The organism is Actinocatenispora thailandica (assembly GCF_016865425.1).
GTDB lineage: Bacteria > Actinomycetota > Actinomycetes > Mycobacteriales > Micromonosporaceae > Actinocatenispora > Actinocatenispora thailandica.
In genome coordinates this window covers 5,625,254-5,638,452 of record NZ_AP023355.1, presented here as the reverse complement: position 1 = coordinate 5,638,452, position 13,199 = coordinate 5,625,254, and the positions used below count along the sequence as shown (strand labels likewise).

The window sequence follows — 13,199 nt, the reverse complement described above, 5'->3', positions numbered from 1 at the left end:
CGCGCAGGTCGGTGGGGTCGGCGGGATGGGGGAATAGCCGGTGACGATGCGTACGCCGCTGCCGATGGTCGGTCGCCGTGCCCGGCGGATCCTCGCCGTGATCGTGGCGCTGATCGTGCTGCTCGCGGCCGGCAGCTGGGTGGTGTCCACCTGGACCGACTGGCTGTGGTTCCGGGAGGTGTCGTACACCTCGGTGTTCGCCACCAACCTGCGCACCAGGCTGGCGCTGTTCGCGGTGTTCGGTGCCGGCGCCGCGGTGTGGCTCGGCGGCAACATCCTGCTCGCGTACCGGCTCCGGCCACGGGTGCGACCCCGCTCGCCCGAACAGCAGAACCTGGACCGGTACCGGGCGGCGGTGACGCCGCGGATCCGGCTGATCGTCGCCGCGGTGGCGATCGTGACCGGGCTGATCACCGGGCTGTCCGCGCGCGGCGTGTCGGCGCAGTGGCTGCTGTTCAGCAACGCGCAGCGGTTCGGCGTCGGCGACCCGCAGTTCGGCACCGACATCGGGTTCTACGTCTTCAAGTACCCGTTCTACCGGTACCTGATCGGGGTCGGGTTCACGCTGGTGTTCCTGGCGCTGGTGGCGGTGTTGCTGACGCACTGGCTGTACGGCGGGGTCCGGCTGTCCGGCCGCGGTGACCGGATCACCCACGCCGCGCGGCTGCACCTGTCGATCCTGGTCGCGCTGTTCGTGGTGCTCAAGGCGGTGGCGTACTTCCTGGACCAGCGTGGGCTGCTGCTCGGCCACACCTCCACCACCGGCACCGACGGCGCCGGCTACACCGCGATCAACGCGTTGCTGCCGGCGAAGCAGATCCTCGCCTGGATCGCGCTGGTGGTCGCGGTCGCGGTGCTGGTGTTCTCCAACGCGGTGGCCCGCAACCTGATCTGGCCCGGGGTGTCGCTGGCGCTGCTGGCCATCGCCGCCGTCACCGTCGGCGGGATCTACCCGGGCATGGTGTCCACCTTCACCGTGAAGCCGAACATCCCGGCCAAGGAAGGCAAGTACATCCAGCGCAGCATCACCGCGACCCGCGCGGCGTACGGGATCCAGGACATCGGTGGCGGGGTGTACCCGGCGTCCAACACCACGCCCGACGCGAAGCTCGCCGCGGACTCCAACACGGTGCCGAACGTCCGGCTGCTCGATCCGGCGAAGGTGCCGGCCACCTTCACCCAGCTCCAGCAGGTGCGCGGGTTCTACGACTTCGGCGACAAGCTCAACGTCGACCGGTACACGGTCGGCGGTCGTACCCAGGACTACGTCGTCGGGGTGCGGCAACTCGACTCGTCGCGGCTGTCCGGCGCGCAGCGCACCTGGCAGAACCGGCACGCGGTGTTCACCCACGGCTACGGGTTCGTCGCCGCGCCGGCCGACACCACCTGCGCCGACGGGCAACCGTCCTTCGTCTCCGGCTCGCTCGGCGACACGAAGCGGGCGGCGAAACAGGGCGACTGCTACTCCGGGCCGAGCAAGCTGCACGTCGAACAGCCGCGGATCTACTACTCGGACAAGCTCACCGACTTCGCCATCGTCGGCAAGGACGGCGGCGCCGACCGCGAGTACGACCGGCCCGGCGGCGGTGGCGCCAACGCACCCGAGCTGCAGAACACCTACCACGGCTCCGGCGGCGTGCCGGTCGGCTCGTACGGCCGGCGGCTGCTGTACGCGCTCGACTTCCACGACAGCAACTTCCTGCTCGCCAGCGACTACTTCAACGCCGACTCGAAGCTGCTGTACGTGCGCGATCCGCGGGCCCGGGTGGAGAAGGTCGCGCCCTTCCTGACCGTCGACGGCGACCCCTACCCGGCGGTGGTGAACGGCCGCGTCCAGTGGATCCTGGACTGCTACACCACCTCCTCGACCTACCCGTACTCGCAGCGCACCGACCTGCAGTCGGCCACCAGCGACTCGCAGACCGGATCCGGTACCGCCGAGCAGGACCGGCGCAGCATCAACTACATCCGCAACTCGGTCAAGGCCACCGTCGACGCCTACACCGGCAAGGTCACGCTGTACCAGTTCGACCGCACCGACCCGGTGCTCAAGGCCTGGAACGCGGCGTACGGCGGGATCCTGAAGACCGACATCCCGAAGGACCTCGCCGCGCACTTCCGGTACCCGGAGGACCTGTTCAAGGTGCAGCGCGACACGCTGAACCGCTACCACATCACCGACCCGCAGGCGTTCAACAAGCAGGACAACCTGTGGGAGACGCCGAAGGACCCGACCCGCTCCGGCGGCCACAAGCAACCGCCGTACTACGTGGTGGCGCAGTTCCCCGAACAGCAGCAGCCGACGTTCCAGCTGACCGCGGCGCTCACCTCGCACAACCGCAACAACCTCGCCGCGATCCTGTCCGCGTACTACGACGCGTCCGGCCGGCCGAAGCTCGCCGTCACCGAACTGCCCGGCAACTCCAACTTCCTCGGCCCCAACCAGGTCCAGTCGAAGATGCAGAACCAGGAAGGCATCCAGAACAACCTGGCCCTCGGCGACTCCAAGACCTCCAGCCTCGACTACGGCAACCTGCTCACCCTGCCGGTCGCCGACGGGCTGCTCTACGTCGAGCCGGTGTACATCAAGGGCAAGAACGTGCCGTACCCGTTGCTCAAGACCGTCCTCGTCGGGTACGGCAGCCAGGTCGGCTACGGCCCGGACCTCAAGTCGGCGATCGCCAACATGACCGCGTCGTCCACCGGTACCGCACCGCCCGGCGACGGCGGCTCCGACGCCGGCGGCGACACCGGTACCGGCTCGCCGGACCTCGACGCCGCGGTACGGGCGATCGACAAGGCACTCGCCGACCTGTCCGCCGCCCGCAAGGCCGACGACTACACCGCCGAGGGCAAGGCGCTCGCCGAGCTGAAGAAGGCCACCAAGCAGTACGAAGACGCCAAGAAGGCGGCGAAGGCCACCGGCTCACCCGGGGCCAGCGCGACGCCGTCGCCGGGCGCGAAGGCGACCCCGTCACCAGGGAGATGAGGGACACCCCCACCCCGATTTGGAGCCCTCCGAGAGGCCCGCTAGTATTGGTCTCACCGCCGCGGGGTGGAGCAGCTCGGTAGCTCGCTGGGCTCATAACCCAGAGGTCGCAGGTTCAAATCCTGCCCCCGCTACGAGGGAAAACGCCCTCCTGGAGATCATCCAGGAGGGCGTTTTCGCGTCTCCGTGACCAGATCCGTGACCAGGGACCCCGGTCAGGATGCTCGAGCGCGGTTCATCGCCTCCTCGATCAGCCTTCCGATCAGCGTGGCGGCCGCCTCGTCGTGGCCCGACGAACGGTGCACGTAGACCTTGCTCGTGATGCTGGTGTCGGAGTGCCCGATCCTGTCGCTCACGATCTTCAGGTCCACCCCAGCGTCGAGCGACAGCGTCGCGTACGTGTGGCGCACGTCGTGTAGCCGGATGCGCGGCACCCCGGCCGCGTCGACGAGCCGGTTGAACATCCGCGTCACGGTGTCGGGGTGCGGTAACCGGCCATCCTCGTACGCCATCAGCTTCCCGTGGTCGGGGTACGCCGTGCCGAACGCGCGGCGTTCCTCGCTCAGTTTGGCGAGATACGGCACCAGCGCGGCGCCGGTGAACGGGTCGACGGAGACCTCACGGACGCTGTCGTCCGACTTCCCGTCGGAGTCTTCCGCCCGCCCGGCGACCACGACCCGCGTCGGCTCGATGACGAGCGTTCCACGCACGACCACACCGGCCGCGCCGCACTTCTCGCACTTCTTCAACTCGCCCGCCTCCTGGCGGTGCTCGCACTTCACGCACTCGCTCCACAGCCGCAGGTCGTCACGCATGATCCCGGCCAGCTCGGACCGGCGCATGCCGGTCGTGGCGGCGAGCACCCACAGGCCGGCGAACCGGTCCCGCATCGCCACCGCCAACCACGCGGCCAGCTCGTCGACCGACCACGGCGCCGTCTTGCCCGCCCGTCGCTTCCGCTGAACGCGCGGAACGCTGGCGTGCACCGCCGGATTCATCGCGAGGTACTCCCACGCCACCGCGTCACGGAACGCGCGATGCAGCATCCGATGGATGTTCTTCACGGTCTTCGGTTCCAGCCCCGGCGACTTCGCCACCGGGATCCGGCCGCGCCGGTACCGGAGTACCGCCGCTCGTGCGGCGTAGATCGTTGTGCCGCAAGCTTTTGCGATCTCGGCCGGGCGCGGCCCCCTCCGTCGTTCGAGGCTTTCCGCGCCTTCCAGTACTCGTACATCTTCGTGTTGTTGTCCGGCTTCAGCCGGCCGGAGTCCAACAGCCGGCGGTACAGGAGGTTGAGCACGGGAACCTTGATCTCCTGTAGCGGACGCCCGCCGATGATCGGCACGACGTACGAACGCGTGTAGTCGGCGTAGTTCTGATAGGTGGTCGCCTTGACCTCGGCGCGGGTGGTCTCCAGCCATTCCGCCATGAAGGCCGCCACCGTGCGGGGCGATCGTTTGACCTGCCGTCCCGCATCATGGGCCGCTTTGGACTTCAGCACGGCGTCCCACGCCTCGTCTTCGGTGGCGAACCCGCCCCGGTTCTCCCGCTGCCGCTTGCCGGTCAACGGGTCCGGGGCGAGGTCGAGCCGATACGACCAGGTGGCGCCGCGCTGATAGACGGAGATTCCGGGGATCCGGCGTTTGGGCGTGCTCACTGAACGGTCTCCTCGGTGCCTTCGACGATCGCCCGCAGGCGGGCCGTGATGACATACACCCGGCGTCCACCGAACCGCTTGACCGGAAGGTCACCGGATGCGGCGTACCGGTAGGCGGTGGCGCGCGTGAGCCCCAGGATTTCGCCGGCGAGCGGAATGGAGATCAGCGCGGGAAGGTCGGACAGGCTCGTCATCGTCATGTTCGGGGTGGTCATGGTGGCGGTCCTCCACGACGAGTGCGGTTCAGGGGCAGAGACACCGGTGACACCCGCAAATGCGGGTGTCACCGGTGTTTGTGCAGGTCATGTGGGAAGCGGTGACACGGTGACGCGCCTACGCTGGATCGGCCGTCGCGGTCGGGTCGATGTACCGGCCACCGCCCGCGCGGGCGAGCTGCCCGTCGTCGGCCATACGGCGCGCGGTCTGCTTGACGGTGTCGTAGTCCAGGCCGGTGCCGTCGGCGATGGCACGCGGCGGCGAGCCGGGATGCTCGCGCACCCACCGCAGGACCGTTGCGCGGGTGACGCCGATCGTGTGATCGGACGCCGGCCCGTCGAGCAGCCGCCACGTGCCGGTGTCGGGCTCGAACCGCAACGCTTTCTCGATCTCGTCGACGTCGCGGCCGGTGCCGTGCAGCACGCCGTCAGCCTCGCCACGTCCGCGCTTGAGTACCAACGTCGTGTCGGCCGCTCCGGCGAACCCGTTGGTGCCGGACACCTCGTTGAGGTAGTCGTCGGCGGCGGCTTTGCGGAGGTGGCAGACGAGCACGATCGCGATGCCGTACGCGTCGGCCAACTTCTTCACGTGCCCGACGGCGGCGTAGTCCGCCTCGTACGCGGACAGGCCGGGCGGCGGTACGCCACGGATCTTGGCGAATACGTCGATGACGACCATGCGGGCCGATCGGTTGCGTTCCAACCATCGCGCGATCGCGTCGGTACCGCCCGACGTGAGCGGCGGGCAGGCGGTAGCGATCGTCAAGCCGGACGGGGCCATCCGGTCGCGCAGCAGCTTGCCCATGCGCGATTTGAGCCGCCGTGCGGTGTCTTCCAACGCCAGGTAGAGCACGGGGCCGCTGGTGACGGGAATCGAGCCGAACGCCGCGCCGCCCGAGGCGATCTCGATACCCAGCCCGAGCGATGCCCAAGACTTGCCGACCTTCGGCGGCCCGGCGAACAGGCTCACGCCTTCCGGGATGATGCCGGGTACGGCCCACTTCGGCTCGGGAAACTCGGTGGCCATCAACCGATCGGCGGTCCAGGCGGTCGCGAGCGGGTCGGGCCGCTCTCCGTCGCGGACGGGCCGCAGAGCGGGCCGGTCGTCCACCGGAATCGTGTCGGGTTCGGTGTGGGTGTCGGTGGCCATCTCAGACCTCTCGTCCGGTGGCGTGGTGGGTGATGAGTCGGCCGATGTGTTCGGCGACGGCGGGCACGACGGCGTTTCCGAGGGCTCGACGTCGGTCCACCCCGCGGGGAACCCCATGAGCCATTCGAGCCAGGTCGGGTTCAGCGGGCCACCGACCCGCTCCGACAGTGGCCGTCCGGGCCGGTCCCATCCTGCGCCGCGGTTGGCGTCCCGGGCTGTTGGCGTGGGCCAGCGTGAACAGTCGGGGCCGTGGGTGTGGGGCGCCCATCTCGCAAGCTCGGAGAGTGCCGGCACGGGTGGTGTAGCCGAGCCGTTCGAGGTCTGCCAGCACGATGCCGAGTCCCTTGGTGCGGTGTCCGGCGACGTTCTCGCCGATGACGTAGCGGGGTCGTAGGGCGGCGATGATGTCGGCCATGGCCGGCCACAGCCATCGTGGGTCGGCGGTGCCGAGCCGGGGTCCGGCGACGGATTCGGGTTGACAGGGGTAGCCGCCGGCGACGACGTCGACGCGGGGTCGGGGTTGGGAGCGCCACCAGGTGAGCGCGGTACGGACATCGTCATGACGCGGCACCCCCGGCCAGTGCCGGGCCAGAACGGTCCGGCAGAACGGATCGATCTCGACTTGCCCGACGACCGTCATCCCGGCCCGTTCCAACCCGAGCGACAGGCCGCCGATCCCGGCGAACAGCTCCAGCACGTTCATGCGGCCACCGTCCGGGGGCGTTTCGCGCCGGCCTTGAGTCCGGAGCTGATCGTGTTGTGTGCCTCGCGCTGGTTGTGGTGGCGCGGTTCGGCGGAGATGTGCACCGCGAACGCGTCGGACAGAATCCCCCGGACGTCGTCTTCGGTGAGCGCGCCTCCGGCGACGAGTTGCCCGAGTGCGCAGGCGGCGATGTAGAGGGCTCCGTTGTGGTTGTCCGGCTCGTCGCGGACCCGGGCGGCTTCGGCGCGGATCGCGGCGGCGACGTACCCGCCGTGTCGGCCGGTGTCCAGCTGGACCGGCGTGGCCGATACAGGTGGCGCGGTCGGCGGTTCGAGCAGCGCGGCGAGCCATGCGGGCAGCGGCGCCGGGTCGGTGTCGGTGACCGTCCGGTACGCCCGGCCGCCCACGGTCGAACCGGCGCCCACGACGTACCCGCCGGATGCGCGGGTGTCGATCAGCGCACCGAGCCGGCCGGCGGTGTTACGCCACGTCCGGCCGGCCGGGGCGGCGAAGTACAGGTGCCGCCCGCCGGACCCGGTCGCGACCGCGTAGGTGGAGTCCGGATAGGGCTGGCCGTGCTGTGCGGCGAGTCGGGCGAGCACGTCGGCGCCGGTGGCGCCCGGCGAGCCGGTGTGCTCGCCGGTCTTGGGCATGTCCAGGTCGACCACCAGCAGCCCGGACGGGCCGCAGGCGACACCGACCCCGTACGGGCCGGCGATCCAGCAGCGGCGGATGCGGTCGGGGTCGGTGGTGGCGCGGGCTTCCCACCCGCGCACGGCGGGGCGTTTGGCGTCGGGGACGAGCGGGAACACCCGCCAGCCCCGCTGTGCGGCCGCCAGAGCGGCGTTCAACGATGATGCGGTCATGCGGTGATGTCCTTTCGGGTCAGCCGGCCAGCGGCAGCGACACGGTGTCGGGCGCCGTCCCGCCCGTCGGACGAGCCGGGGCGGGCGGAATGGCAGCGGCGGCGACGGTCAGCCGCAGGTACAGGCGGAAGCGGCCGGGTTGTTCGAGCGGGTGCAGCTCGCCCAGGTGCGTGACGGTGCCGAGCTGGTGCAGCGCCGCCCATGCGGCGCGTAGCTCGTCTTTGCTGCCGTTGAGCCAGACCTCGACCCCGGTCAGCGCGGCCACGGCTACCGGCCTTCGCGGTACAGGCGACGAACGGCGTTGTAGACCTTCCGGCCGGTCCGCAGTCGGGCGCCGGTGCCCTTGCAGCGGCGGCAGTAGCGGAACGCGCGGCCGGACGGTGAGCGGTGTTTGCCGGCGCCGCCGCAGCGTCGGCAGGCGGTGAACGGCCAGACCGCGCACGCCATCACGTAACCGAGCGTGAGAACGATCATGGCGAGGATGGCGACGATAGCGACGCCAGCGTGGGGGTGCACGAACAGCCTCCAAGGGGGTTTTCGGGGTGTGTTCGGCTCGGGCCGCTAGCTCCTAACGGCCTGATCAGGTATCGGATCGGTTGCTAGCAGGGGTGCTAGCGCTAGCAGTCCCAGCCGCTAGCGCTAGCACCCGTTCCGTGGCCTACTCGGCCTGCCGCTTGCCGTTACGCTCCGCGATGGCGGCGAGGATGTCGGGCTGTGCCGGGCCGCGCCGGTTGACGGTCTTGCCGTCGACCCGGCGGCCGACCTGCCCGACCTTGACGCCGTGCACCGCGAGAGCGGCGGTGAGCTGTTCGGGCTTCCAACCGGCGTACACGTCGGCCCGGTACTCGGACAGCCGCTCGATCAGCGTCTCGTTCCACGCCTTCTCGTCACCCTGCGGCCAGACGGTGGCGACGTCGGCGAGCACGTCGTAGCCGGTCGACGTGTCGCGGGTCTGCTCGTCGGGCGCCGGCATCACGCCGGCCTTGGTACGGGCCTCGATCGCGCGGGCCATCACTCGGCCGGCCTGGTCGGTGTCGACGTAGTACGAGCGCAGCGCGGCGGGCTTGCCGATGCCCGACAGGATGCCCCATCCGGCCTCGACGACCGGCTCGAACACCGTGGCCCGGTACCCGTTCTTGTAGGCGGAGGTGCCAAGGATCATGTCGTTGGCGGTCTGGTCGGCCACCGACAGGCAGAACCGGGTGTTGACGTTGCGCGTGATCCCGGTCGGCAGGCTGTCCTTGTCCGGGATCTGCGTACCGATCAACAGGACCACCCCGAGCGCCCGGCCGAGCTTGATGACCTTCTCGGCGATCTCGCCGGCCTTCTTGCCGTACTTGGGGTGCCGGAACAGTTCCTGAATCTCGTCGATGAACACCACCAGCGGATGCAGCCCGGATCCCTTGAGTGACGCCAGTTCCGGCGTGACCTTGTTCTCGGGCGCCTTGCCGAGCTTGGCGTAGTGGTCGATGCGCTTGGACCGCCGGCGGCACTCCTCGTACAGCCAGTCCAGCATCGCGGCGCACCCGGCGATCGTGTCGTCGTCGAACCCGTTGCCGTACTCGGCGCACACCGGCGCCACGACACCGAAGTCACCGACGCCTTTCAGCTCGTACCCGCGGATCTCGGTACGCACGTCCAACGCCGCCGCCAGCACCAGGTCCCGCAGTGCGAACGTCTTGCCGGATCCGGGCTGGCCACCGAACAGCCAGTTGCGCGACATCAGTTCCGCGTTCACCGTCTCCAGACGCGGTGTCGTGGCGAACGGGAACGGCTTGAACACGTCCACCTTGCCGCCCGAGATCAGCGGCCACGCGGGCTGTTTCATCTGCGACGCGGGCTCGAACCCGACCCACAGCCCGAGCCGGCCGGTGTGTCCGGGTGCGGTTTCGGGCCATACCTGATCCAGCGGCAGACGCAGCGCCGAGGCGAGCCGGCCGCGCCGGGCGATGACGTCGGATGCCTCCACCCCGTAGGGCAGGTCGACGATGGCCATGTGACCGGGTCCGTCGCGGTGAATCTCGGTTGGAAACGAGATCGCGCCCGGATCCTGCGCCACGGCGCGATTGATGCCCGAGAGCTGAATCGAGGTGAGCGCACGTCGGACGAGTTCGGCGGTGAGCTTGCGGTAGGTCTTACCAGCCGAGACGCGGTCGGTGATCGGCTTGTCGGCGGGCCGTCCCAGACGCGCCAGGACCGGCACCGCCAGCGCCAGCGCCGCCCACTTGCCGGCGGTCGGGACCGGACCCAGCGCCAGGAACGAGGTACCGGCCGCAGCGATCGCACCCAGGCTGAGCACCAGCGTCCAGCGCCACCGGGACTGACGCTGCCGGCGCGCGTCCAACTTCATCCACGTATCCGCGTCCCCACGGTCGGCCGCGTGCTGCCGCAGGTCCCAGTTGTGCCGCTCAGCCATCGCCCACGAACCCAGCCGGTGCACGGTGCGAACGAACCCGACCGGCGCGTACACGATCGCCTTGCCCGCGTACTTGGGGGAGCGGATCGCGTGGTAGCCGGCCCGGTACCGGGCTTCCTTCATGCCGTAGACCAGACTCGTGCGGATGTTCGCCCGCGAGTTGAGCCACACCGGCACCACCGGCGCCCGATCCCGCTTGCCGGCCGACCGAGTGCGCGGCTCGTCCGGCGGATCCACCGGCCGACCCAGCTCCGGCCGGTCGATGCGCACGCTCTCGTGGTCGTAAAACTCGTCGTCCGCGTCGACCTGGTCGACGTCGATCCCGTCGGCCGCCGCGCGGCGGCGCGCTTCGGCCAGGTCGACCACATCGGCACCGTTGCCGTCGGTACCGGTCGCGGCCATCTCACGCGACAGCCGCTCGAACAGCTCGCGTTCGTCTTTGTCGTGGTTCACTGAAGGCTCCTCGCCTGTCTGGTGATGGGTGGAGGGGCCGGGACACGGCCGGGTTTCCTAGGCCGTGAGGCCGTGTCCCGGGCGGAACTACTCGGAGCGCACCAAGTGCGCCAGCGCCGCGCCCATCCCGAGCACAGCGACCGGGAGGCAGGCGACGAGCATCGTCACCGGCCACGGGGCGTGCGTGAAGTGCGCGGCCGACAGCAGGTGGTATGTGACCTGCCCGGCGGCGCCGGTGATCAGCGACGCGATCGCGGACACCTTCGCGAACTTCCGCGCGCGGGCTGGAATCCCGACCGTGAGCCACACGTAGAGCGCGTACGCGGCGTAGACCTCGACACCAATCGGCAGCGTGATCGCGGTGTTGAGCGTCAGGTGATCCGCGATGCCGGGCAGCGGGTGCACGACCCCGAAACCAGCCATGGCACCGAGCGAGACCCAGCCAGACCACACCGCGACGAGAGCCGGCAGCGTCAGCGCCATGACCGGCAGCACCGACACCGTGCGCCGCTTGTGCGCGGGCTCGTCGGGTACCTCGTGCGGCTCAGCGGTCGAGCTGACCGGCCCAGGGGCAGTACTTGGCTCCGGTGCTGTATTGGTGTCTTCCTGCGGCGGAGGCTCGTCGTCGGTCAAGGCTGACGGATCGGTCGGATCCGGCTCGGTCGTGGTGCCGGCGGTGGTGCCGTCGGGCTCAGCGTCCAGCTCGTCGACTGTGTCCGGCTCGTTGGTCGCCGGCTCGGGGTCCGGCTCGGTCGCAGCGTCGGGTACGACGTGCAGGTCCGGGCGCAGCAGCGCCGCGTGTACCTCGCGCGCCTTCGGCGCTCCGATGTGCAGCAGTCGAGTCAGCTCGTTCTGCGAGGGAACCTCGCCGCGCTCGTCGACGAGCTTGCGGGCCGCGTCGAGCAGCTCCGGCAGCGATCGGCGGTACGCCGAACGCGGTTTCGGGCGACGCTGCCGGCGCGGTTCCGTGGTAGCGGTACTCATCGTTTGATCTCCTTACTGTCCGAACAGGACAGACGTCGTTCGTTGGGGTTGCTGACATTCACGACAGGATCCACGCGCCGATCGAGTCCAGACCGGAGCGGATCGCATCCACAGTTCCGTGCGCGGCGTGCGCCATCGCGCCGTTCGAACCGGCGATGACCACGCCCAGCAGCACACCGACGATGACCGCCGCCGCCGACCGTGTCTTCTTCCAGCCGAGCAGCACCGCTGTCACCAGCAGCAACAGACCGAAGATCGCCAGACTCACGCTGCGGTTCCTTCCGCTGGCCCGTACTCGCAGTCCAGGCAGCACCCGAACCGCGATGGGATGACGTATTCGGTGAGGTGCCCGCATTCGGGGCAGGTGCGCCGCGCGGCGTTCGCCTTGACCAGCGCGGCCAGCTGGCGCGCGGTGGCGGTCCGCTTCGGTTTGGCCGTGGCGATCGGATACAGCAGTGCGAACCGGTCGCCGCCGACGCCGTGCCACATGATCTGAGCGACCGGAGCATGCCCGCCCGGTCGAAGGCTCATCGCGCGTAGCTGCCGGCGGGTAGCCAGTCCCGGTGGGGCCAGACCCCAACAGAACGTCGGGATGCCGTACCGGTCGCCGTCGGGATCGATGTAGCGGGCTCGGATCCGCGACGAGCGGCTCATCACGCCGCCCGCGTCCCGAACCGACGCATGATCGCCAGCCGCAGCCACGCGGCCAGTACCGCGCGCTGCGCCGACCGATACCGCTGCCAGTCCAGCTCCGATGCCTTGCGCCGGCCGACTGTGATCAGCCGGATCTCCGCGTCGGTGAGCGCGATCTCCGCCTCGATGACCTCTTGCTCGTCTTCGATCGCGGCCAGGTCAGCCGCCGACGGCTCGTCGTCCTCGGGCTCGTCAGTCTCATACACCTCGTCGTACATCAGGAGCTCTCTTTCGCTTGTGCGCCAACCGGTATCGGCGCTGCGTGCCCGCTCACGGCTCGAACGTGAGTGCCTGCCAGGTCGGGCGAGGTTGGGTTAGGCGCACGCGGCGAGGATCAACGCGGCCACGAACAGAAACAGGTAATGAGCGGACTGGTCGAGCGCGTAGGCGCCGGTGCCGAGCGTCGGGTTGTCGTCGTGGCCGGGCCGCGGTGCGCCCATCCGCACGAACGCGCGGGAACCGGTGCGTTCGGCCAGCCAGATCAGCGGCCAACGCCGGTCGATCAGCCAGTGCGTGACGCCGGAAACGGCCAGCCCGGCGGCGGTGCCGGCCGGCGGCAACGGCAGAGCCACGGCCAGGTGCAGCGCGACGAGCAGGACCGCGCAGGTGGCGGTGTAGGTGGCCACGTGCCAGGTACAGGCGATGCGGCCGGGCCAGCCCGGCAACGCCTTACGCGCCGCCTGCCGGTCGGTCTGGATCCAGTGGTCTGACAGCTGGTGACCGACGAACAACGCGGCGAACGCGGCGCCAAACACGGCGAGCTGAGACAACATCAGCGACTCCTGACGGTTCGTCCCGCCCGTTTGGGCAGGTCAGCGCTTGCCCCCGACTCGCACCGGGGGTGTCTGCTACGTCAAGCGCGGCGGACCCGTTTGTCCGCCGGTGCCGCCTTTTCGGTGGGAGGCGGTGACCCGATCCAGTTGTCAAAAGCCCTGCGCACGGCAGGTCAGCGGGCAGCACGAAACGTCTTCTGCCATGGCCTGCCGGCCGCTCCGATCTGGCCGGCTTGGCTAGCCATCTCGGAACTGAGAACAACATGGCCAACATGGCTAGCCATGTCAAGCAGTGGAGAG

At 69.7% G+C, this 13,199-nt stretch carries 15 protein-coding genes and 1 tRNA gene; 2 read left to right on the top strand and 14 right to left on the bottom strand.

The annotated features are described in order from the left end of the window. Positions 1 to 46: 46 nt before the first annotated feature. Together Athai_RS25115 and Athai_RS25110 are read left to right on the top strand one after the other, a co-directional pair. A complete protein-coding gene (locus Athai_RS25115; RefSeq protein ID WP_239157467.1) occupies positions 47 to 2,989 on the top strand; it encodes a UPF0182 family membrane protein in 2,943 nt (980 codons plus the stop codon). A gap of 60 nt (positions 2,990 to 3,049) precedes the next feature. Next, positions 3,050 to 3,123 (top strand) — tRNA-Met (locus Athai_RS25110). 81 nt (positions 3,124 to 3,204) lie between these two features. Here Athai_RS25110 and Athai_RS25105 read toward each other — a convergent pair. The 14 genes from Athai_RS25105 to Athai_RS25040 form a co-directional block, all read right to left on the bottom strand. Further along, complete coding sequence (locus tag Athai_RS25105; protein ID WP_203963778.1) at positions 3,205 to 4,035, bottom strand: tyrosine-type recombinase/integrase; 831 nt, start codon at positions 4,033 to 4,035, stop codon at positions 3,205 to 3,207. A gap of 14 nt (positions 4,036 to 4,049) precedes the next feature. Continuing rightward, on the bottom strand, positions 4,050 to 4,646 hold the full coding sequence (locus Athai_RS25100; RefSeq protein WP_203963777.1) for a tyrosine-type recombinase/integrase: 597 nt from the start codon (positions 4,644 to 4,646) through the stop codon (positions 4,050 to 4,052). Beyond that, entirely contained in the window at positions 4,643 to 4,861 is a 219-nt protein-coding gene (locus Athai_RS25095; RefSeq protein WP_203963776.1) for a helix-turn-helix transcriptional regulator, read from the bottom strand. The genes Athai_RS25100 and Athai_RS25095 overlap by 4 nt, the downstream gene beginning before the upstream one ends. 118 nt (positions 4,862 to 4,979) lie before the next feature. After that, positions 4,980 to 6,011 carry an AAA family ATPase gene (locus Athai_RS25090; RefSeq protein WP_203963775.1) on the bottom strand — a complete coding sequence of 344 codons (1,032 nt, stop codon included), beginning with the start codon at positions 6,009 to 6,011 and terminating at the stop codon, positions 4,980 to 4,982. A gap of 1 nt (position 6,012) precedes the next feature. Beyond that, a complete protein-coding gene (locus Athai_RS25085; protein ID WP_203963774.1) occupies positions 6,013 to 6,714 on the bottom strand; it encodes a DNA cytosine methyltransferase in 702 nt (233 codons plus the stop codon). Further along, the gene (locus Athai_RS25080) at positions 6,711 to 7,580 is read right to left on the bottom strand and encodes a bifunctional DNA primase/polymerase (RefSeq protein ID WP_203963773.1); all 870 of its coding nucleotides are present in this window, start codon (positions 7,578 to 7,580) and stop codon (positions 6,711 to 6,713) included. Before Athai_RS25080 ends, Athai_RS25085 begins: the two co-directional genes overlap by 4 nt. Before the next feature lie 19 nt (positions 7,581 to 7,599). Then, on the bottom strand, positions 7,600 to 7,845 hold the full coding sequence (locus Athai_RS25075) for a hypothetical protein (protein ID WP_203963772.1): 246 nt from the start codon (positions 7,843 to 7,845) through the stop codon (positions 7,600 to 7,602). Positions 7,846 to 7,847: 2 nt separating this feature from the next. After that, positions 7,848 to 8,054: a hypothetical protein gene (locus Athai_RS25070; RefSeq protein ID WP_203963771.1), complete on the bottom strand. Its 207-nt coding sequence runs from the start codon at positions 8,052 to 8,054 to the stop codon at positions 7,848 to 7,850. 184 nt (positions 8,055 to 8,238) lie between these two features. Continuing rightward, complete coding sequence (locus Athai_RS25065; RefSeq protein ID WP_239157466.1) at positions 8,239 to 10,398, bottom strand: P-loop NTPase family protein; 2,160 nt, start codon at positions 10,396 to 10,398, stop codon at positions 8,239 to 8,241. 138 nt (positions 10,399 to 10,536) lie between these two features. After that, complete coding sequence (locus tag Athai_RS25060; RefSeq protein ID WP_203963769.1) at positions 10,537 to 11,433, bottom strand: ICP22 family protein; 897 nt, start codon at positions 11,431 to 11,433, stop codon at positions 10,537 to 10,539. Between the two features lie 58 nt (positions 11,434 to 11,491). Then, entirely contained in the window at positions 11,492 to 11,701 is a 210-nt protein-coding gene (locus tag Athai_RS25055) for a hypothetical protein (RefSeq protein ID WP_203963768.1), read from the bottom strand. Beyond that, positions 11,698 to 12,087 carry an RRQRL motif-containing zinc-binding protein gene (locus tag Athai_RS25050; RefSeq protein WP_203963767.1) on the bottom strand — a complete coding sequence of 130 codons (390 nt, stop codon included), beginning with the start codon at positions 12,085 to 12,087 and terminating at the stop codon, positions 11,698 to 11,700. Before Athai_RS25050 ends, Athai_RS25055 begins: the two co-directional genes overlap by 4 nt. Continuing rightward, positions 12,087 to 12,344, bottom strand: coding sequence for a DUF6284 family protein (locus tag Athai_RS25045; protein ID WP_203963766.1), 258 nt, complete (start codon positions 12,342 to 12,344; stop codon positions 12,087 to 12,089). The genes Athai_RS25050 and Athai_RS25045 overlap by 1 nt, the downstream gene beginning before the upstream one ends. A 96-nt stretch (positions 12,345 to 12,440) precedes the next feature. Then, complete coding sequence (locus Athai_RS25040) at positions 12,441 to 12,899, bottom strand: DUF3307 domain-containing protein (protein ID WP_203963765.1); 459 nt, start codon at positions 12,897 to 12,899, stop codon at positions 12,441 to 12,443. Between the last annotated feature and the right edge of the window lie 300 nt (positions 12,900 to 13,199).

Bases quoted from the DNA above. Each gene is read 5' to 3' on its own strand.
- Athai_RS25115 (WP_239157467.1), top strand. From the start codon at position 47: ATGCGTACGCCGCTGCCGATGGTCGGTCGCCGTGCCCGGCGGATCCTC.
- Athai_RS25105 (WP_203963778.1), bottom strand. From the start codon at position 4,035: ATGCTGCATCGCGCGTTCCGTGACGCGGTGGCGTGGGAGTACCTCGCG.
- Athai_RS25065 (WP_239157466.1), bottom strand. From the start codon at position 10,398: ATGGCCGCGACCGGTACCGACGGCAACGGTGCCGATGTGGTCGACCTG.
- Athai_RS25080 (WP_203963773.1), bottom strand. From the start codon at position 7,580: ATGACCGCATCATCGTTGAACGCCGCTCTGGCGGCCGCACAGCGGGGC.
- Athai_RS25060 (WP_203963769.1), bottom strand. From the start codon at position 11,433: ATGAGTACCGCTACCACGGAACCGCGCCGGCAGCGTCGCCCGAAACCG.
- Athai_RS25045 (WP_203963766.1), bottom strand. From the start codon at position 12,344: ATGTACGACGAGGTGTATGAGACTGACGAGCCCGAGGACGACGAGCCG.
- Athai_RS25085 (WP_203963774.1), bottom strand. From the start codon at position 6,714: ATGAACGTGCTGGAGCTGTTCGCCGGGATCGGCGGCCTGTCGCTCGGG.
- Athai_RS25095 (WP_203963776.1), bottom strand. From the start codon at position 4,861: ATGACCACCCCGAACATGACGATGACGAGCCTGTCCGACCTTCCCGCG.
- Athai_RS25040 (WP_203963765.1), bottom strand. From the start codon at position 12,899: ATGTTGTCTCAGCTCGCCGTGTTTGGCGCCGCGTTCGCCGCGTTGTTC.
- Athai_RS25090 (WP_203963775.1), bottom strand. From the start codon at position 6,011: ATGGCCACCGACACCCACACCGAACCCGACACGATTCCGGTGGACGAC.
- Athai_RS25070 (WP_203963771.1), bottom strand. From the start codon at position 8,054: ATGATCGTTCTCACGCTCGGTTACGTGATGGCGTGCGCGGTCTGGCCG.
- Athai_RS25050 (WP_203963767.1), bottom strand. From the start codon at position 12,087: ATGAGCCGCTCGTCGCGGATCCGAGCCCGCTACATCGATCCCGACGGC.